This is a genomic window from Moraxella sp. (genome assembly GCF_024227015.1).
Classification (GTDB): Bacteria; Pseudomonadota; Gammaproteobacteria; order Pseudomonadales; family Moraxellaceae; genus Moraxella.
In genome coordinates this window covers 1-19411 of sequence record NZ_JAAELD010000084.1, presented here as the reverse complement: position 1 = coordinate 19411, position 19411 = coordinate 1, and the positions used below count along the sequence as shown (strand labels likewise).

Annotated in this window: 17 protein-coding genes; 12 read left to right on the top strand and 5 right to left on the bottom strand. The window is 47.7% G+C overall.

Going from position 1 to position 19411, the window contains the following annotated elements; all coding sequences use genetic code 11:
- The first annotated feature begins 316 nt into the window (after window positions 1–316).
- From coaBC to GY683_RS01865, 6 genes are all read left to right on the top strand, one after another.
- Entirely contained in the window at window positions 317–1543 is a 1227-nt protein-coding gene (gene coaBC / locus GY683_RS01890) for a bifunctional phosphopantothenoylcysteine decarboxylase/phosphopantothenate--cysteine ligase CoaBC (RefSeq protein ID WP_297287139.1), read from the top strand.
- Window positions 1544–2317 (top strand): sulfite exporter TauE/SafE family protein, encoded by a 774-nt coding sequence (locus GY683_RS01885; RefSeq protein ID WP_297287138.1) that lies wholly within the window; start codon window positions 1544–1546, stop codon window positions 2315–2317.
- A gap of 60 nt (window positions 2318–2377) precedes the next feature.
- A complete protein-coding gene (locus tag GY683_RS01880; RefSeq protein ID WP_297287137.1) occupies window positions 2378–4072 on the top strand; it encodes an AMP-binding protein in 1695 nt (564 codons plus the stop codon).
- A 192-nt stretch (window positions 4073–4264) separates the two neighbouring features.
- Window positions 4265–5977: an AMP-binding protein gene (locus GY683_RS01875; RefSeq protein WP_297287136.1), complete on the top strand. Its 1713-nt coding sequence runs from the start codon at window positions 4265–4267 to the stop codon at window positions 5975–5977.
- A gap of 112 nt (window positions 5978–6089) precedes the next feature.
- Complete coding sequence (gene rph, locus GY683_RS01870; protein WP_297287135.1) at window positions 6090–6806, top strand: ribonuclease PH; 717 nt, start codon at window positions 6090–6092, stop codon at window positions 6804–6806.
- Window positions 6806–7264, top strand: a complete 459-nt coding sequence (locus GY683_RS01865) for a hypothetical protein (RefSeq protein ID WP_297287134.1) — start codon at window positions 6806–6808, stop codon at window positions 7262–7264. The genes rph and GY683_RS01865 overlap by 1 nt, the downstream gene beginning before the upstream one ends.
- Window positions 7265–7544: 280 nt before the next feature.
- Here GY683_RS01865 and hemJ read toward each other — a convergent pair whose 3' ends face one another.
- The 5 genes from hemJ to serB form a co-directional block, all read right to left on the bottom strand.
- Window positions 7545–7970 (bottom strand): protoporphyrinogen oxidase HemJ, encoded by a 426-nt coding sequence (hemJ, locus tag GY683_RS01860; protein ID WP_297287133.1) that lies wholly within the window; start codon window positions 7968–7970, stop codon window positions 7545–7547.
- Window positions 7971–8039: 69 nt separating this feature from the next.
- Entirely contained in the window at window positions 8040–9878 is a 1839-nt protein-coding gene (locus tag GY683_RS01855) for an autotransporter domain-containing protein (RefSeq protein WP_297287132.1), read from the bottom strand.
- A 93-nt stretch (window positions 9879–9971) separates the two neighbouring features.
- Window positions 9972–11024, bottom strand: coding sequence for a biotin synthase BioB (bioB, locus tag GY683_RS01850; protein ID WP_367274106.1), 1053 nt, complete (start codon window positions 11022–11024; stop codon window positions 9972–9974).
- A gap of 102 nt (window positions 11025–11126) precedes the next feature.
- The gene (locus tag GY683_RS01845; RefSeq protein WP_297287130.1) at window positions 11127–11627 is read right to left on the bottom strand and encodes a hypothetical protein; all 501 of its coding nucleotides are present in this window, start codon (window positions 11625–11627) and stop codon (window positions 11127–11129) included.
- 113 nt (window positions 11628–11740) lie between these two features.
- Window positions 11741–12844 (bottom strand): phosphoserine phosphatase SerB, encoded by a 1104-nt coding sequence (gene serB, locus GY683_RS01840; protein WP_297287129.1) that lies wholly within the window; start codon window positions 12842–12844, stop codon window positions 11741–11743.
- Window positions 12845–13119: 275 nt separating this feature from the next.
- On the opposite strand from serB, the gene GY683_RS01835 reads away from it, so the two are divergent.
- The 6 genes from GY683_RS01835 (at window position 13120) to GY683_RS01810 (ending at window position 19331) form a co-directional block, all read left to right on the top strand.
- Complete coding sequence (locus tag GY683_RS01835) at window positions 13120–14376, top strand: hypothetical protein (RefSeq protein ID WP_297287128.1); 1257 nt, start codon at window positions 13120–13122, stop codon at window positions 14374–14376.
- 196 nt (window positions 14377–14572) lie between these two features.
- Window positions 14573–14791 carry a PA3496 family putative envelope integrity protein gene (locus tag GY683_RS01830; RefSeq protein ID WP_036365538.1) on the top strand — a complete coding sequence of 73 codons (219 nt, stop codon included), beginning with the start codon at window positions 14573–14575 and terminating at the stop codon, window positions 14789–14791.
- A gap of 94 nt (window positions 14792–14885) precedes the next feature.
- Window positions 14886–15407 carry a UPF0149 family protein gene (locus GY683_RS01825; RefSeq protein ID WP_297287127.1) on the top strand — a complete coding sequence of 174 codons (522 nt, stop codon included), beginning with the start codon at window positions 14886–14888 and terminating at the stop codon, window positions 15405–15407.
- A 104-nt stretch (window positions 15408–15511) separates the two neighbouring features.
- On the top strand, window positions 15512–15868 hold the full coding sequence (locus GY683_RS01820) for a YbjQ family protein (RefSeq protein WP_046696216.1): 357 nt from the start codon (window positions 15512–15514) through the stop codon (window positions 15866–15868).
- Window positions 15869–15876: 8 nt separating this feature from the next.
- Window positions 15877–16347, top strand: a complete 471-nt coding sequence (locus tag GY683_RS01815) for a YbjQ family protein (protein ID WP_297287126.1) — start codon at window positions 15877–15879, stop codon at window positions 16345–16347.
- Window positions 16348–16466: 119 nt separating this feature from the next.
- On the top strand, window positions 16467–19331 hold the full coding sequence (locus GY683_RS01810) for a valine--tRNA ligase (RefSeq protein WP_297287125.1): 2865 nt from the start codon (window positions 16467–16469) through the stop codon (window positions 19329–19331).
- Window positions 19332–19411 lie beyond the last annotated feature (80 nt).

The following is a 19411-nucleotide window of genomic DNA, read 5'->3' as shown; positions in this document are numbered from 1 at the left end:
TCTGGGCTCACACATGGTTGTCAAGGGCGGGGCAAAATTTATCCGCCCTGTGATTGTGGTGGTGTGCTTTTGTATGGTGGCAAAATTGGTGTGGGGGTAAATTGATTAAGCAAGCACAAGTCATATGGTAGGGTGCGTACTACGCACCTTTTAAATAGAAACTCTTATTGGTGCGTATTACGCACCCTACTGTCATTGGTGTATTTTGAAGTTAAATGATTATTAAAATAGCAACCCCACTTTGGCAAGTCTTTTGGGGCGTGGCGTGGGATTTGTGGTACAATAACCCATTTTATTTTGATAATTTAAGATTGCCATGACCCACCCCAAAATCCTACTTGCCATTACAGGCGGTATCTCCGCCTATAAATCCGCCGTCCTTGCCCGCTTACTCATGAAAGCAGGTTGCACCGTGCGTGTGATGATGACGGACGGGGCGTGCGAGTTTATCACGCCTTTGAGTCTGCAAGCCTTGACAGGCAACGAAGTCCGCACCAAACTACTAGACGATGAAGCCGAACGGGGCATGGGGCATATTGAGCTTGCCAAATGGGCGGACATGGTCGTCATTGCCCCCGCCAGTGCCAACACGATTGGCAAGCTCGCTCACGGCTTGGCGGACAACCTTGTAACCACCGTCGCCCTTGCCACGACCGCCCCCATTGTCATCGTTCCTGCCATGAATCAGGCGATGTACGCTCACGCCATTGTCCAAGACAACCTTGCCAAACTTACCCGTTTTGGCTACACCGTGCTGACCCCTGACAGCGGTGAGCAGGCGTGTGGCGATGTGGGGGCAGGGCGACTGCCTGAGCCTGATGACTTGTGCGAGCGGATTTTGACACTACTTGCCAAACGCCAAACGCCCCAATCCTTACACAGCAAAAAGGTCATCATCACCGCAGGGGCGACCATTGAGGCCATTGACCCTGTGCGATTTTTATCCAACCATTCCACTGGCAAAATGGGCTTTGCCATTGCTCGGGCGTGCGTGAACGCAGGGGCGGACGTTACCCTAGTGGCAGGGCGAGCGGTGCATTTGCCGACACCCTTTGGGGCAAAACGGCTGACAGTTGGTACGGCTGATGAGATGCTCACCGCTTGCCAATCGGTGATGACGGACGATAGCGACACCATTTTTATCGCCACCGCCGCTGTGGCGGATTATAAGGTTAAGAGTATCGCCAACCAAAAAATCAAAAAAACGTCCGACCAAGACGGCTTGACCTTAGAGCTTATCAAAAACCCTGACATTTTGGCAACGATGAGCCAGACCTTTCCAAAGGCGGTCATGGTAGGCTTTGCCGCCGAGACCCAAGACACCGAAAATTACGCCCGCACCAAACTTACCGCCAAAAACCTAGATATGATAGCGGTCAATGACGTATCGGACAAAAGCATCGGCTTTGGTTCGGACAACAACGCCATGACGGTGTTTTTTGCCGAGCGGTATGGCAAGGATAAGCTGGTCTTGGATAAAGACAGCAAAGATAACATCGCAGCACGCATTGTCGATGCCATTGGCAGCGTGATAGGTCGCTAGATGATGAGAGCGCTAAGCCTTGAGGTCTGGATTCTTGCGCTATTTTTGGTGGCGAGTATTCTGCATGGCATTGCAGGCATGGGCTTTCCGCTTATCACGATCGGCGCGCTTAGCTCGCCATTTGGTCTGACGGATGCGATCATTATCGTGCTGGTGCCAACCGCGGTGCTCAATCTCATCGCTTGGCTGGGTGGCCATGGCAGCGTTTGGTATAACTTTTCACATTATCTCAAGAAATACTGGGCGCTCATCGTCGTGTCCGTCATCGGCAGTGCGCTTGGGGCTTATCTGCTTTTGGTGATGAATTCGGCATATTTAATGCTGGCATTATCGGTGGCGGTGCTTTGGTATGCCATCACAAGCCTGATGGGTAAGAAGATTGTCCTGACTGATGCCATAGGCTCGCTCATCGCGATTGGCTTTATTGCAGGGGTGATCGGCGGCGCGACGAATGCGATGTCATCAGTCTTGCTCATGTATCTGCTATCCATCAGTGATGATAAGCACACCATCATCAAGCTTGGGAATTTGTGCTATTTTGTTAATAAGCTCGTGCAGGTCGTCGTGCTAAAAGACATCATCGTCACCGTTCCTGTGCAGACGTGGGGTGTGATTGGTGTATTGACGGTGCTGTCTGTGGTCGGCATCATCATCGGTGGGCGCTTGGGTGGGTACCTGCCTAAGGATAAATTCCGTTTGATGGTTTTGGTGATTTTGCTGTTATTGGGTATTAAGGTTGGCTGGCAGGGCATTAGCATGCTTGTGGCGGGCTGACATTAGATGTAGATTGTGATTATTGAGTCATTTATAGATTTAAATAAAAAGAGAGTTATTATGAATAATAAATTCACCACGCCATCAGATCGTGCTTGGCAAGCAACGTACCGTGAGCATGGGCTAAATATTGATCTGTCATTGCCTGACGGGGTGCAGAATCTGCCTGATTTTTTTGAGCGTAATTTTAGTCGTCATGCCAAGCAGCCTGTTTTGACCTTTATGGGTAAGACCATCAGCTACCACGATCTGGACATGTACAGTCGTCAGATGGCGGCCTATCTGCAGTCGCTAGGCCTGGAGCAGGGTGATAAAGTCGCCGTGATGATGCCAAACGTGCCGCAGTATTTGGTTGCCATGATGGCGATCGTACGAGCCGGCTTTGTGTTGGTGAATGTCAATCCGCTGTACACCGCGCACGAGCTTGAGCATCAGCTAAAAGACGCTGAAGTGAAGGTTTTGTTTATCATTGAGAATTTTGCCAAGACATTTGAGAAGGTGAAAAACAAAGGGCAGATTCGCCATGTCATCACCACAGGCGTGGGTGATATGCTAGGGCTAAAAGGTATTGTGGTTAATGCTGTCGTGCGCCATGTCAAAAAAATGGTACCAAGCTACCACATCGAAGTCGCGGTTAAATTCAACGACGCATTAAATCAAGTCTCAGCATCTCGCTATGTTCGACCTAGCTTATCTCTTGATGATGTGGCTATTTTGCAGTATACCGGCGGCACGACAGGAGTGGCAAAGGGCGCGATGCTTACTCATGGCAATGTCATCTCGAACGTCGAGCAGTGCATGACCTATGTGGAGAAAGGGTTTGACAAGCCTTATCAGCACGGTGATTATATGGCGGTGGCGTTGCCGCTTTATCATATTTTCTCGTTCATGGTGACTTTGCTTGGCATGAATATGGGCATGGCGATGCTACTAATTCCTAATGCGCGCGATTTGGATGATTTGACTAAGCAATTCGCCAAATACAAGCCCGTATTCTTCCCTGCGGTGAATACGCTGTTTAATGCACTTGCTAACCATAAAGGCTTTCAAAAAATTGACCACTCTCGCCTCAAGATCTCATTGGGTGGCGGCATGTCGGTACTACCTAGCACAGCCGAGGCGTGGGAGCGCATGACGGGCAATTACATTATTGAGGGTTATGGGCTGTCTGAGACGTCGCCTGTGCTGACCTTTAATCCGCTTGGGCAATACACGGGCAAAATCGGCATTCCCTTCCCTGCGACAGACATCATTCTGCTGGACGATGACGGTAATGAGGTGTCGATGGGCGAGGCAGGCGAGATTTGTGCCAAAGGCCCGCAGGTCATGAAAGGCTACTGGAAGCGCGAGGACGAGACTGAGAAAGTCATGACAAAAGATGGCTATTTCCGCACAGGCGACATCGGTGTCATGGATGAGCGCGGGTATTTTAAAATCGTCGATCGCAAAAAAGACATGATCTTGGTGTCGGGCTTTAACGTCTATCCTAACGAAGTCGAGGAGGCGATCGCTGCTCACCCTAAGGTGCTAGAGTGTGGCGCAATCGGCGTGCCTGATGAGCACAGCGGCGAGGTGGTGAAAGTCTTTGTGGTAAAAAAAGATGACACGCTTAGCGAAAAAGACATCAAAGCGTGGGCGAAGCAGCACCTGACAGGTTATAAACGCCCAAAACAAGTGCAATTCGTCACCGAATTACCAAAATCTAACGTGGGTAAAATCCTCCGCAAAGAGCTAAGATTGCTCGATCAATCGTAAGAAAAGTAGATTTTCATCTTAAAAGCACGACCGAGAGGGTCGTGCTTTTATTTTTTGAATTGATTTTGCATAAAATATCAAAAAATTGATTGGAAAAATTGTAAAAATGTTGTATGTTATAAAACATCTGTTAACGGATAAATCAGTGCGCTGATGGGTAAATACATAAATAGTTAAAAGGAAATTAATGCCATGACAGCAACGAATTTTAGCATTCCTTCCGATCGTCCTTGGATCCAGACTTATGCAGAAGAAGGGCTTGAGCTGCATTTGGATTTGCCAAGCCACATTCATTCGCTCGTTGATACGTTTGAGGAGAGCTTTGCCAAGCATGGCAATAAGATTGCCTATACGTGCATGGGTGCATCCATCACTTATAAAGAGCTTGATGGTTACAGTCGTCAGATGGCGGCCTATTTGCAGTCATTAGGACTTACCAAGGGTAATAAAGTTGCGGTCATGATGCCAAACATTCTGCAATACCCGATTGCAATGATTGGCGTGATCCGAGCGGGTCTGACCTTGGTGAATATCAATCCGCTATACACCGCGCATGAGCTTGAGCATCAGCTTAAGGACAGCGAGGCGGATGCATTGATCATCGTGGAGAATTTTGCGCATACCTTTGAGAAAGTCAGAGATAAAGGCAGAGTTCAGCACGTCATCGTCGCGACGCTTGGCGACATGCTAGGATTTAAAGGCTTTATCGTCAATGCGGTGGTGCGCCACATCAAAAAAATGGTGCCCGCTTGGAATATCCCAAACCACACAACCTTCAAAGAAGCGTTAAGCAGCGTATCTGCCAGCCGTTATGAGCGCCCGACGCTCACATTGGACGACATTGCTGTATTGCAGTACACCGGCGGCACGACAGGCGTGGCCAAGGGGGCGATGCTCACTCATGCTAATCTGATCGCGAACGTTGAGCAGTGCATGACCTTCGTGAATAAGATTTTCCCAGATTCTGAGGATTTGACCGGCAAATACATCGCTGTTGCCTTGCCGCTTTATCATATTTTCTCATTTACGGCGTGTGGTCTTTTGGGCATGAAGATGGGCTTTAGTCAGCTGCTGATCACCAACCCTAGAGACCTTGCAGCTGTGACTAAGGACTTTGCTAAGTATAAGCCCGTATTCTTCCCTGCGGTGAATACGCTGTTTAATGCATTGGCGCATCATGAGGGTTTCCGTGCGCTTGACCACACCAACCTACGATTGTCACTTGGTGGTGGTATGTCGGTACTGCCTAGCACGGCGGCTGAGTGGGAGAAGCTGACGGGAAATTATATCGTCGAGGGTTATGGCTTATCCGAAACGTCGCCTGTGCTAACGTTGAATCCGCCGGGTGGCTATACGGGCAAGATCGGTCTGCCATTCCCAGATACTGACATTATTCTGCTTGATAATGATGACAATGAAGTGGCGCTGGGCGAACCTGGCGAGATTTGCGCCAAAGGCCCGCAAGTCATGAAAGGCTATTGGAACCGACCTGATGAGACCGAGAAAGTCACCACTAAACAAGGCTATTTCCGCACAGGTGACATCGGCGTCATGGACGAAAAAGGCTTCATCAAAATCGTCGATCGCAAAAAAGACATGATCCTAGTATCAGGCTTTAACGTCTATCCTAACGAAGTCGAAGAAGCGATCGCTGCCCACCCTAAAGTGCTAGAGTGTGGCGTCATCGGTGTTGAAGATGAGCACAGTGGCGAGGCAGTCAAGGTGTTCATCGTCAAAAAAGATGAAACCTTAACTGACAAAGAAGTCAAAGCATGGGCAAAAGAGCACTTAACCGGCTACAAACGTCCCAAGCTCATCGAATTTATTGATGAGTTGCCTAAGTCGAATGTCGGCAAGATTCTGCGTAAAGACTTGCGTGCTCTTGAGAAAAAAAATAACGCCTAATACAGAGACTATCAACAAAAAGACTTGCCCAGCAGGTCTTTTTGTTTTGTGTTATTGATGATAACTTGTTAAAATGGCACTAATTTAATCATTTATTAATCTAGGAATTTATATGCGTAATGATGGCCGTCAATTAAACGAACTTCGTCCAGTGTCTTTTGTCCGTAATTATACCAAGCATGCCGAAGGTTCGGTTTTGGTAAGCTTTGGCGATACTAAGGTGCTGTGTACTGCAAGTGTTGAGGCGGGCGTGCCGCGCTGGTTAAAAGGTCAGGGTCAAGGCTGGCTTACGGCTGAATACGGCATGCTGCCACGCGCTACTGGTACGCGCACACAGCGTGAAGCCGCTCGTGGCAAGCAGTCAGGACGAACCCAAGAGATTCAGCGTCTTATCGGACGTTCTCTGCGCGCGATGCTGGATCTAAAGAAGCTTGGTGAGAACACCATCTACATCGATTGTGATGTGATTCAGGCTGATGGCGGGACGCGCACAGCCAGCATCACAGGCGCGGCAATCGCGCTTATCGACGCACTAGAGAGTTTGCAGCGCAATAAGAAACTAACCCAAGATCCACTGCTAGGGCTTGTGGCGGCAGTATCAGTTGGCATCAAGGCTGGCAAGGCTTATCTCGACCTTGATTATTCGGAAGATTCTACCTGTGATACGGATTTGAATGTGGTCATGACGCAGGCGGGTGGATTCATTGAAATCCAAGGAACAGCAGAAGATAAGCCGTTCACTCGTGATGAAGCGGATGCGATGTTGGCACTTGCTGATGCGGGTATTCGCTCGCTTATCGACGCTCAACAAAAGGCACTGGGCTGGTGATGCAAGTTCTTGATGATGGCGTATCGATCACGCTGACAGGCACGGACAGCGATCCCTTATTCTTGTGGGCGATTGGCATGCTTGTCTTTGCGCTCATTGTGGCAGTGATTTGTTTTACCATGCCTGTACCTTATGCCATCGGTTCGGTGGCGATTTGGGCGGTTTTGATGTATTTTTTTAATCAAAAAAAACATGCCGCCAAAACTCAAAAGCGTTACGCCAGAGGTGTCCTTATTATCAAGAATCGCCATCTAACCATCAACGGCATGGGAATGTCATTAAGTGATGGCGCTCAAACTGATGTCAATGGCGACAGCCTTGTGGTATCCGACAGGGGAATTGCTCATAGATTCTTAGGGTTTGAAGATGAGCGCGAGATTGCCATTGCCCAGGCGGTGTTGATGGGTCGGAAAGTGGCTAAGCGCAGTGCCAGCATCACCCTAAATGAAAACGGGTAAATAAATCAAAGACAGATGTGAAACATTTAGCAATGCATTGCATCATCGCCAAAGATTGTCGGCTAAATGTTATCACCATAGAGTATGGTTAAGTCTTTAATCTGATGGCTTATTTATAGATAAACGCGGTGTCGCTATGTAACGGCACCGCGTTATTTTTTGCCATTTATGGGTTGATCCTAGAGATATGTAGGTAATACAAAGAAATCTTAGTATCCAAGAGTATCCCGCTGAGAAGCGGTAAATAATTGCACGCCGCTCGATGTTGCTCCATAGAGTATCAAAAAGGCTTTACCACCACCAAAATCACCACCGCAATCAGGATAAAAACAGGGATCTCGTTAAACCACCGCCAATAGACGTGGGTTTTTAGTTTGGGATTATCGGCAAGGCGAAGGCGAAAACGACCGCAAATCAGGTGATAGATGGTGAGCAGGATGACGAGCGTGATCTTGGCGTGTAGCCAGCCTTGGGTCTTATAGATTTGCCAATTCATGACGACCATAGATAGCCCGAGAATCCATGTCGCTATCATCGAAGGGTTCATGATGCCGCGATATAATTTACGCTCCATGATGGTGAAGCGTTCTTGACTGATTTTATCATCGCTCATGGCATGATAGACGAACAGTCTTGGTAGATAAAAAATCCCTGCAAACCAGCAAACCATCGCAATGATGTGAAAGGCTTTGATGTATTCAAACATGGCGCTATCTCACCCAATAAAAAAGTGGCATTATACCACTTTTTTTTATTTTTATCGTCTGATTGAAAATTAAAACTTCATCTGCATGCCAATCAGACCGCCAACATCCGTATCGCCATCGATGTGGTCTGCGGAGATGCTTGCGTTTAGATTGGCATTGCCAAACCTATACTTGGCGCCCAAATGAGCGTGAGTTTGGGTGTCTTTTTCGCCCTTGACGGGGGTGTTAAATCCGCGCGTATATTCTCGAATAGATGGCAGAGATGCAGTAACGATGCGCTCATCATCGTTAAACTCTCGGCTGAAACTTACGCCGCCGTACAGATCGGCTTTGTCATTTAGCGAATATTGCAGATCAAGCCCCAGCTCTCCTTGTAGAGATTTTTGGGTTTGCTTGTTAAAGCGCATCGCGGTCGATAGATTTGGACTGCTCTCGGTGATGTCATCGATGCGCACTTTTTGGGTGTTCACACCGATATAGGGGTGATAAGTAACCGAATTGCCCAGCTGATAACCAAGTTGCAATCCTGCGTGGGTGCGTCTGCCGTTCGCCTCGCTCGTATGAGTTCGGGGTGCACCATCCCAGGCGATGTGACGACTGGTGTCAATGCTAAGGCGATCGATGCCAACGTTGGCTTTTAGCTGTACATTGCCAAAGTTCTGACGATGATATAGCCCTGCGCCGATGGCTTTTGTGGTTGCGCTCATGGTGCTGCCCAGATGATTATCTTGTTCTTGATGGCTGAGGTAAAAGCCTGTATTTCTGTGCTGACCAGCATGGTCAAAGCCGAGCGTTACAATGGGATCAACATCTTGGCTGCCTGACACATCTGCCCATAGCGAATGTGTATGAGAGTCCAAAGTATCCATTCGGCGATTGAGCTGTCGATCCTTGGCGCTACCTGTACGGATCAATTGGGTTGGCAATGCTGCAATCTGTGCCGGTGCATCAATGATGTTCTGATAGTACTGCGCCAAAATACGGTGCGTGCGTCCTGATGGGTGGATTAAGTCAGCGAACATGTAGTTTTCGCCTGTCGCTCCTGCCATGAGTGAGTTTTCATCGCAAGCCAATGATGACGATGTTGGGTTGATGTTTGGCTTATTGTGGCATGCCACGCCATTGGCATTTTCAAAGCCAAAAGCTTCTTTATTTGCAACCGCTTCTTGAAGTAGGGCAAAGGTATTGGCAGGTACGACGTTGGCGGTGGTGCCATTTAGGGCATTAAATACACCACTATTATACATCTGAGTTAGAAGTTGCACCTGTCCTTTTTGGGCGGATAATACAGGGTGGTTTTGCACAAGTGGTGTGAGTGACAAATCAGGAATGTTTGGCACCAGGATGACTTTTGCTCCTGCTTGATTTAATGTTTCTATGTCAGTTGCGGTCGCTCGAACGGCATTGGCAACTTGTGAAGGGTTGGCATGTTCGATGGCGTAGAACAAGTCATTCGCCCCAATCCATACCGCATACAGTGCATTGGGGTCGGTCTGACCGTTGGTATTTGTTAGGTAATGCTTGATTTGGTCGTTGGTGGTGGGAATGTTTACGCTGACCGCACCACTTGCATCTGCCCATGTGGCGGTGCGTGCCGACTGGGAACCGCCCACAGTATAATTAGTCCCAGTGGGGTTGTCGGGCGTGTTGGGGTTGGCGGTTTTGCCATAACTTTGGGCAAATAGGCTTGACCACACGGGGTCGGGGTTGGTAGTAAAAGACGGCTGTAAGGCGTTGCCAAGGGTGCTGTCTTGCTCGCTGACCAAGTCTTTTAGGCGACCTGTGTCGGACAAGCTATCCCCAAAAATAATCACCTGACTATAGTTGGCATGTGAGGTTGGTGCGTATAACGAAAATGCTAATGCAGCAGCAATGGCAGAGCGTTTGATTAAAGTATGTTTTGGCATGATTGATTCCTTGTGTTAATCCTTTAAAAATACCTGCAAAGTCCAATGTTATTCATTCGATGCAGGTGATTTATTAATTATCAACAAATAGAATTATGCTGATAATGGGCAGCCTTGCGGTAGGTCGTCTAGTTCGCTTTTGCCTGTCATGGCGTTGATGACTTTTAATCGTGGTGCGGCTTTTTCAGGGTGTAGTCCAAGCTCTGCCATCAAGCGATCGTCATTGGCTTGAGATTGGTTGCCTGTAGTGAGTAGCTTATCCCCATAGAAGAAGGAGTTGGCGCCTGCCATGAATGCCAATGCTTGCTCGCCATCTGTCAGGCTCTCACGACCTGCTGATAGACGTACATAACTGGTTGGGCAGCAAATGCGTGTCACTGCAATCGTGCGAATCCATTCAATCACGGATAATTGGCCTTCAGCCAGGACCTTGTCACCAAGAGGTGTGCCTTCAATGGGCACCAACAGGTTAACAGGGATGGACTGAGGTGGGATGGGCATTTGGGTGAGTTCATGCACCCAGTCGATGCGATCTTCGCGACTCTCGCCCATGCCAACGATCGAGCCGCTACATACGTTGATGCCTGCATTCCTGACGTGGTCCAGCGTCTCTAATCGATCGTCGTATGAGCGGGTGGAGGTGACTTGACTGTAGTAGTTACGTGAAGTGTCTAAGTTGTGATTATAGTAATCCAGTCCTGCATCTGCCAAGGTCTGGGCTTGATCGGGCTTTAGCATACCTAGCGTCATGCACGTCTCAAGCCCCAGGTTTTTAACTTCGCTGATTAATTCAACCAGGTACGGCATGTCTTTGGCGCTGGGGTGTTTCCATGCTGCGCCCATACAGAAGCGAGATGAGCCCGATGCTTTGGCGCGTTTGGCGGCATTGATGACTTTTTGGATTTCGAGGCGTTTTTCGGCTTCTAGACCTGTCTTGTCACGATGATGCCCTGACTGTGAGCAGTAACCACAGTCTTCGGGGCAGTTGCCGGTCTTGATGGATAGCAGGGTGCTGATTTGAACTTCGTTGGCATTGAAATGCTGGCGATGGACGTTTTGAGCTTGCATCAACAAATCCATCAAAGGCAAATCAAACAAACGGGCGATTTCTTCCTTGCTCTTATAGGTTGGGCTGTGTATATTCATCATGATGTTCCTATCAAAAAACAGATAAGCAAGCTTATCAGTAAACAAATGTTCCTTATTTTAACAAATTCTACACCAATAGCAAGTCTTAGCCATCACTCATTATTTGCCCAGCTTGGACTTAATGGCACTAATGGCTTGCTCAGCATAAGGCTTGACCTGTGCGATGTATGGTTTGGCTTGGTCGATATAGCCTTTATATTCCTCAGGGATTTTGACTGCATGTTTGGCAACACCTGCAAACCACAGCACAAGTTTATAATCGCCTGTGATCTTAACCTCACCATCTTGAATGGCGGTCATGAAGGCGGCGATGTCACCTTTGGTCAGTAGCTTGACGCCCGTGGCAGAGTCTTGAAATTCAATAGTGAGATCAGCGTCTTGCGTCTTAACAAGCGTGTGCGTAAAACTGCCTTGGCGGAATTCATAATAACGTTCAGCGGTCGGGCTGATGAACTGAATGCACACGTCTTTGTCTTTAACAAGTGCGGTCAGCGCCTCGTTGGTGTTATTCTTAATCAATGACGACAGGCGAAAGCCAAGTGCGGCAAGTAGGGCGTCTAGGGCATCCGCCTTAATGTCTAAAATAGGCAATGTAAACATAAAATCCAATCTATTCTGGCTAAAATTTATCTTAGTTTAACAAAAACCCTAAAAAATCAAGTAGGGCTTTTGTATCAGTGTTGATGTATTCTTACTGTGATAGGCGGTGTGAATTATGCGCGCACATCAAATCGATGTCCTAGCGCGTACAGCACACCTTCAAGTCCTGTGATGTTCACAGCGGCATCAGCCTTGGCGCGGACGATAGGCTTGGCGCGGTAGGCGACGCCCACATCGCTGATCGCCATCATCGGCAGGTCGTTGGCACCATCGCCAACACTGACGACCTGATGCATGCCCAGACCTAGCTTCTCAGCGGTCTTGGCAACGATGGCAGCTTTTTTGTCGCCATCAATGATGTTGTCATCGACTTGACCTGTCAGCTGACCATCTAAGATGGACAAGGCATTGGCATGATATTCATCCATGCCAAGCGTCTCGGCGACATATTTGGCAAATGGTACAAATCCGCCTGAGATCAGCACCGTATGATAGCCAATGGCTTTTAGCGCGCGGATGGTGGCATGTGCACCTGATGAGAAGGTGATGTGATTGGCGATAATCTCATCGACGACAGAGGCATCCACACCCTCTAACAGTGCAACGCGGCGCGCAAAGCTGGTCGCAAAGTCAATCTCGCCGCGCATCGCTTGTTCGGTGATCTCTAGAACTTTATCCTCAATGTCGCAATATCTGGCAAGCTCAACGATGACCTCTTGTTCGATCAGCGTTGAATCCATGTCAAAGCACGCCAAGCGGTGCTTATGTAGCATTTGCCCAATTGATAAAATATGAACATCCGCCTCATTACCAAGCTTGCTGTGAAAATGCGCGCTGATCTGCTCGTCGATGATATGCGCGGCCGCTTCGCGTTTGGTGTCGCTCATCTCGGTGCGTTTGGTGGGGGCTAGCAGGTATCGATGAATAGACACATCAGCAAGCGGTGTGGCAGCTTCGATGATATGTGCGTTTTGTTTGGCGATTTCGTCATCATGGACATCGATCGCTTGCCAATTGGCCTGCGTGTCCGTCCATGCTTTCATGAGCTCATCGACATTGTTGTGCGGATTTTTGGTGATGACTACGATGGCAAAGACAGGCAGTGAATCCAATGTGGTGCTATCAATGCTCATGCCTTCTGGTAAGACGTGTGCGACGGAAGATAGGGCGTTTTGCCATGCTTGGCTGCTTTTTGGTAGGGCGTAAGTCATGCTCATGAGAAATCCAATTGCTTAATAAATGGTTCAAGATAAAATACCACAAAATCACTGCTATCATGCCCAAATCCGTCAAAAAATACAAGCCTAATTGTTAAATTTTATAAAACACATCCAAAAAAGCGCCAAAAATCTCGCCAATACTTTATTTTTTATAGAAAAAACCATGAAAAACAACACAAAAACGCATTAATTTATCAATAACCGTGTTAAAATAATCATTTTAATCAATTTTCTCTTTTTGTTCCAAGTTTTTGGTCTAGGCTTTTGATCTTATGACTTTTTTAGCGCCACGGCAAGGACTGTTTGCCGCGATTATTTTGATAAGTTTGTGCTTGCATACGCTGTTTTTTGTGGTGAGCGAAGAGCGAGAGATTAAGGATGAGCAACGCGCCGTTGCCGAAAAGTCGGTGGCTTTACTTGCCCAAGAGTTAAAAGTGCCGCTTGCGACGAATGATCGCATCAGCATGAGCGTGGTCGCTGACAAATACGTCAAAGAATCTCAAGTGTCGTTCGTGGGAATCTACGATGCCAAAGATCAGCTGCTCGTGCCTGTCGGCTCGGACAATGACAGCGGGGTTGCGCTGCGTGAATCTGTGGTCTCAGGCAGTGATGCGCTGGGCAGTGTCGTGGTGAAGGCGGCTGATGTCAGTCGCGCCGAGATCATCTCAAAGCATTGGCTGTTCTTGCTTGGTGCTCTAGGATTGCATGCGATGCTATGGCTGCTTTATGGTTATTTGGCGCGCCCAACCCAAGAGCTAAAAGAAGCCATCGCAAAAAAAGTTCGCATGGATCTATTGGATAAAGGCATCTTATATCAACCACCTCAGCACAGTGAGGAGAGCGAGCCTGCTTCAAGCCAAAACTCTATCAAATCATTCCTAGAAAAAGCTAAAACCGAACAAAAACCTGATCAATCTACCCAAGTCGCTGCTCAAAGCATTGAAGCAAGCCTACACGATCAAGATTACATCGTGCAGATGCTGTTTGAAGATCCCAATCAGCTGCTTGCGACCGTAAGCCATGATAATAAGGCTGCGTATTTTGCGCTGTGTGATCAGCTGCTTGATAAGGCGATTGTGCATCTATTAGAGTTGCCATTATTGACGGGTGTCGATGCTTCTGTGATTAAGTACTACGATGACAAAGGTGCCAAAGTTGCTCTGCGAGGCGAATCACCTGCCAAGACTGCGACCGCTGCTGTATTCTTATCTAAGCTCATGCTCATGCTCAACCAAGTGGTGTATGACAAGCACCGCGAGATCAAGCGATTCACTTGGCAGATTCGCACCACGGTCAGTGATGCGCACCGTGCTGATTCAGCGGTGGATCTAACCAAGAAACGCCGTGAAGCGCCGTTAATTCTAATTGATGATAAAGCTCAAGATGAAATCAAAATCTACGCCGAGCTTGTCCGCTTAGAAAACCCAATGTCCATTCAAGAGCGTGAAAGCCGTGCTCTGGCGAGTGTCACAAAAGCGACCGCTGAACGCCTACGCAGCGTGCGTGATAAAGTGCTGCTTGAGGATTAGTTGGCTGCATGTCGCTTAACGTGACTGAGGTGCGGGATCTGTTTTGAAGATTCGTCACATTTTTGTCATAAAAATATGCAAAAATTCTTGACAATTTTTAAAATAACAGATATAAGGCATTGAGTAGTCGGTAAAGTATTTTAATCCAAGCTTAGCCGATCGCCCGATGAACCAAAAACGCACATAAGGAGTCATGATGAGCGACATTGATGATGATTTTGATGATGACAGCTTTGAAGAAGATGCCGATGCGCAGCTGGTGGACGAGACGAAAGCCAAGCCTTTGGAAAAGCGTTTAAAGATTGATGCGCTATTAGAGCAGCAGCGTCTAAAGAAGCTTCAGCTGGCACTTGAACAAGAAGATGACTTTGCTGAATTTGATTTAGATGACGATGATGATTTTGATGATTTGTAATTATCTTGTCAGAATTGATGGTAATAATGGGCTTGTATCGATGTGTCGGTATGAGCCTTATTTATAACAAATTCCCAACCCATAAGAGAGTACTATGAACAAGCAAGAATTATTTGATTATTTGGCATCAGATGCCAACCAACTTGGCCTTGACCCGATCGCAGCGCACGGATTTTTGACCGCAACCGTGGTGGGTAAGCCGCTGCCAAATTGGATTTCGGCATTTTTTGAAGGTGCGGACGCTCAAGTGCCAAGCGAAGTAAAAGACGCGCTACAAGCATGGCAACAAGAACTGTACGATACCCTAAAAGCTGAAGAGCCGATCGAGTTGCCATTCGATGCCAGCGAAGAGGCAGAAGACTTTAGCGAAGAGGGTGATTTGGCGGCTTGGGCGATTGGCTTTGTCGATGCCATGTATTCAGATGAGAATGTTGATTGGTTCGATGATGAGAACACCGAAGAAGATGTGGCGATGCTCACTCTGCCGATGGTGCTACTGTCAGGCATCGATCCTGAGATGGATGAGATGCGCGATGAAGAGACGTTGGCGCAAATGGCCAATTCACTAGAAGACAACATCACAGAGCTGTTCTTGTTATTCCACACAGATGATTGATTTTGATTGTATTTATGGTCATTTATCAGTAAAATGGGTCGCATTGACCCATTTTTTATTTGGGTAAAAATCCATTAAAATCAAGGATAATCATAAGGGTAATTATGCAATTATCAAATCTAGAATACCTGCCAAATCACACCATTACCGAGCGCCTGGATGTCGTCTATGGCAGCACCGTACGCTCAAAGCACATCGGTAAAGATTTCTTATCAGGCCTAAAAAACATCGTCGGCGGCGAGCTGGTCGCCTACACAGAGCTGCTAGAAGAAGCTCGTGAAGAGGCAATCGACCGCATGATCAAAAAAGCAAGTGCGCTCGGCGCTGATGCGGTGGTAGGCGTCAGATTCTCTACGTCGAGCATCGCAGCAGGCGCATCCGAACTGTTCGTCTATGGCACCGCGGTTAAGGTCGCAAGAAGCCATGCGCCATTCACGCCAAGTGTAACCGATGATGTGTAGGAACCGTGATGGATAATGACATCATTGTGATATTGATGAATAACTTCGCCATCGTGTTGGCGGTGTTGTTATTCTTTGTGGGCTGGGCTTTTGGTGGGCTAAATGAGCGAAGGCACTTAGCCAGATTGGACAAAGATGAGCAGGCTTATCGCGACATCACCGTCTCTAGCGAGCGGTTTTATCGGGTGAATAGCAAGCAGGGCAGTCAGCTGGTGGTGGGGAGTGTTGTGGTTGCTCAAGACCGATTTAAGATGGTGATTGCGCAGTTTTTGAGTATTTTTGGTAAGAATCTAACGACCTATGAGACGCTGTTAGAGCGTGGGCGACGTGAGGCGATTGTGCGCATGAAGGCGCGTGCGCGCATGGCAGGCTATGATGCGGTGATGGGTGTGCGTTTGGAGATCAGTAATATCGGTGCTAATGATCCATCAGGTGATGCCATCGAGGTGATCGCCTATGGCACGGCGTTCAAGCGATAACCATATAAAATAGATCGCCATTTGTTAAATAACCATCAAAAATTTCCCCAATAAACGTCCATTTTAGGGTAAAATTAACAGTTTTAGTTTTTATTATTTTGTAGATTTAAGAGTATTGTATGAGCGAGCACAACCAAAAGACATTGGCGGATTTGTCCGCAGCTTATAACCCTGCTGAGATTGAGGGTGGGCGTTATCAGACTTGGGAAGAAGCGGGGTTTTTTAAGCCTACTTTTGATAAGCTAGAGTCATTCTCCATCGCCATTCCGCCGCCGAATGTCACGGGCTCGTTGCACATGGGACATGGTTTTAATAACACCATCATGGATGCGCTGACTCGTTATCATCGCATGAAAGGCTACAACACACTCTGGCAACCAGGTACCGACCACGCTGGTATCGCAACTCAAATGGTTGTTGAGCGCAAGCTTGGCTTGGAGGGGGTGACTCGCCACGATCTAGGGCGTGAGAAATTCCTAGAAAAAGTGTGGGAATGGAAAGAAGAATCAGGCGGTAACATCACGCGCCAAATTCGCCGCCTAGGCTCATCAGTGGACTGGTCTCGCGAACGATTCACAATGGATGAGGGTCTGTCTCGTGCGGTGCAGGATGTGTTCGTTAAGCTGCATGATGAAGGATTGATTTATCGTAAAAAACGCCTTGTCAATTGGGACTGTAAATTAAAAACTGCCATCAGTGATTTGGAAGTAGAAAATCGTGATGAAAAAGGCTTTATGTATCACGTTCGCTATCCTTTTGTCGCTGGGCAAACGGACGCCAATGGAGCAAGCCTTGACGGCAAGTATATGCACATTGCCACCACTCGCCCAGAGACCATTTTGGCAGACGGCTGTTTGGCGGTACACCCCAATGACAGTCGCTATACGCACATTGTGGGCAAAATGGTTCACGTGCCATTGACCGACCGTGTCATTCCTGTGTTGGCTGACCCTTATCCCGACCCTGAATTTGGTACGGGGTGCGTAAAAATTACCCCTGCTCACGATTTTAATGACTATGAAGTGGGTGAACGCCAAAACATTGAGATTATTAACCTGATGAACCTTGACGGCACGATGAATGAAAATTGTCCGCCTGCTTATCAAGGGCTTGACCGCTTTGACGCTCGCACAGCCATCATCGCCGATTTAGAAACTTATGAATTTTTGGAAAAAGTAGAACCCCACGAATTAAAACGCCCCTATGGCGACCGCTCGGGCGTGGTCATTGAGCCACTTTTGACCGACCAATGGTATGTCAAAATTGATGAGCTTGCCAAACCAGCCATAGATGCGGTGCAAAATGGCGATATTAAATTTGTGCCAGAACAATATACCAATATGTACATGGCTTGGATGCGCGACATTCAAGACTGGTGCATCAGCCGTCAGCTGTGGTGGGGGCATCGCATTCCTGCATGGTATGATGATGTAGGTAACGTCTATGTGGCGCATAACGAAGCTGAAGTTCGCGCCAAATATAACCTAGCCCAAGACATCACATTGCGCCAAGATGAGGATGTGCTGGATACTTGGTTTAGCTCAGGGCTGTGGACGTTTAGCACGCTAGATTGGGGCAATCCTAATGATGATGGCCGTGTGTTATCAACCTTCCATCCGACGAGCGTATTGGTGACAGGTTTTGACATCATCTTCTTCTGGGTGGCGCGCATGATCATGCTGACCATGCATTTTGTTAAGAATGAAGACGGTACACCTCAAGTCCCATTCAAGACCGTCTATGTGCATGGACTTGTGCGTGATGCCCAAGGTCAAAAAATGTCAAAATCTAAAGGCAATGTCCTAGATCCGATTGACCTGATTGATGGCATTGACCTTGAAAGTCTGGTGAGTAAGCGTACCACGGGGCTGATGAACCCAAAAGATGCCGCCAAAATCGAAAAAGCAACACGTAAAGAGTTCCCCGAAGGCATCGCGGCGCACGGTACGGATGCGCTGCGTTTTACCTTTGCAAGCCTAGCGAGCACAGGTCGTGACATTAACTTTGACCTAAAGCGTATTGAAGGTTATCGTAATTTTTGTAATAAAATTTGGAACGCCAGCCGTTTCGTATTGATGAATGTCGAAGGTAAGACCATCGCATCAAGTGCCAATCCTAACCTGTGGGAGCTGCCTGAGCAATGGATCGTCAGCCGCCTTCAAAAATGCGAAAAAGCAGTTCAGACAGCATTTGAGACGTATCGTCTAGACTTGGCGTCACAAGCGATTTATGACTTCATCTGGAATGAGTACTGCGATTGGTATGTGGAGCTTACTAAGCCTGTGCTTAACGATGAGACTGTATCGGATGAGCGTAAGGCGGAGATTCGCCGCGTGCTACTTGCCACGCTAGAGGCGGCGCTGCGTTTGGCGCATCCAATCATGCCATTCATCACCGAGGAGATTTGGCAGATCATCGCACCGATGCTAGGACTTGCCAAGGCAGGCGATAGCATTATGCTGGCATCATTCCCTGTGGCGAATGCCCAGCGTATCAACGATCAAGCCGAGAGCGACATGACATGGCTACAAAGCCTAATCGGCGCGGTGCGAAACATCCGCGGTGAGATGAAGCTGGGCAATGCCGTACGTCTGCCTGTGCTACTGCAAGGCGTAACGGACGAAGAGAGAGCAAGCCTTGCACGCATTGAAAGTCAGTTTAAAGCCCTTGCTAAGGTTGAGCGTTTGGAATTTTTAGGTAATGATGAAAAAGCCCCATTATCATCATCAAGTGTGATTGGGCAAGCAACGGTGTATGTACCGATGAAAGGCTTGATTGACCCTACGGTGGAATTGGCTCGTCTCAATAAAGAACTGGAAAAACTTACCAAACAATACGACCAAATCGCAAATAAACTTGCCAATGAAGGGTTTGTTGCCAAAGCCCCTGCGAGTGTGGTAGAAGCAGAGAGAGCGAAATTGGAGGAATTAGAAGGGCAGATTGGGAAGGTGAAGGAGAGTGTGGAGCAAATCAACAATATGTGATTTGTGATTGGTTGAAAAATCAGGCATAATCATTGTGAAATGACTATGTCTGATTATCATTTTTTTAGAGAAGTATTATG

Coding starts and splice junctions, on each gene's coding strand:
- GY683_RS01885 (WP_297287138.1), top strand. CDS start 1,544: ATGATGAGAGCGCTAAGCCTTGAGGTCTGGATTCTTGCGCTATTTTTG.
- coaBC (WP_297287139.1), top strand. CDS start 317: ATGACCCACCCCAAAATCCTACTTGCCATTACAGGCGGTATCTCCGCC.
- GY683_RS01830 (WP_036365538.1), top strand. CDS start 14,573: ATGAGCGACATTGATGATGATTTTGATGATGACAGCTTTGAAGAAGAT.
- GY683_RS01845 (WP_297287130.1), bottom strand. CDS start 11,627: ATGTTTACATTGCCTATTTTAGACATTAAGGCGGATGCCCTAGACGCC.
- GY683_RS01825 (WP_297287127.1), top strand. CDS start 14,886: ATGAACAAGCAAGAATTATTTGATTATTTGGCATCAGATGCCAACCAA.
- rph (WP_297287135.1), top strand. CDS start 6,090: ATGCGTAATGATGGCCGTCAATTAAACGAACTTCGTCCAGTGTCTTTT.
- GY683_RS01815 (WP_297287126.1), top strand. CDS start 15,877: ATGGATAATGACATCATTGTGATATTGATGAATAACTTCGCCATCGTG.
- GY683_RS01855 (WP_297287132.1), bottom strand. CDS start 9,878: ATGCCAAAACATACTTTAATCAAACGCTCTGCCATTGCTGCTGCATTA.
- GY683_RS01835 (WP_297287128.1), top strand. CDS start 13,120: ATGACTTTTTTAGCGCCACGGCAAGGACTGTTTGCCGCGATTATTTTG.
- bioB (WP_367274106.1), bottom strand. CDS start 11,024: ATGAATATACACAGCCCAACCTATAAGAGCAAGGAAGAAATCGCCCGT.
- hemJ (WP_297287133.1), bottom strand. CDS start 7,970: ATGTTTGAATACATCAAAGCCTTTCACATCATTGCGATGGTTTGCTGG.
- GY683_RS01810 (WP_297287125.1), top strand. CDS start 16,467: ATGAGCGAGCACAACCAAAAGACATTGGCGGATTTGTCCGCAGCTTAT.
- GY683_RS01820 (WP_046696216.1), top strand. CDS start 15,512: ATGCAATTATCAAATCTAGAATACCTGCCAAATCACACCATTACCGAG.
- GY683_RS01880 (WP_297287137.1), top strand. CDS start 2,378: ATGAATAATAAATTCACCACGCCATCAGATCGTGCTTGGCAAGCAACG.
- GY683_RS01875 (WP_297287136.1), top strand. CDS start 4,265: ATGACAGCAACGAATTTTAGCATTCCTTCCGATCGTCCTTGGATCCAG.
- GY683_RS01865 (WP_297287134.1), top strand. CDS start 6,806: ATGCAAGTTCTTGATGATGGCGTATCGATCACGCTGACAGGCACGGAC.
- serB (WP_297287129.1), bottom strand. CDS start 12,844: ATGAGCATGACTTACGCCCTACCAAAAAGCAGCCAAGCATGGCAAAAC.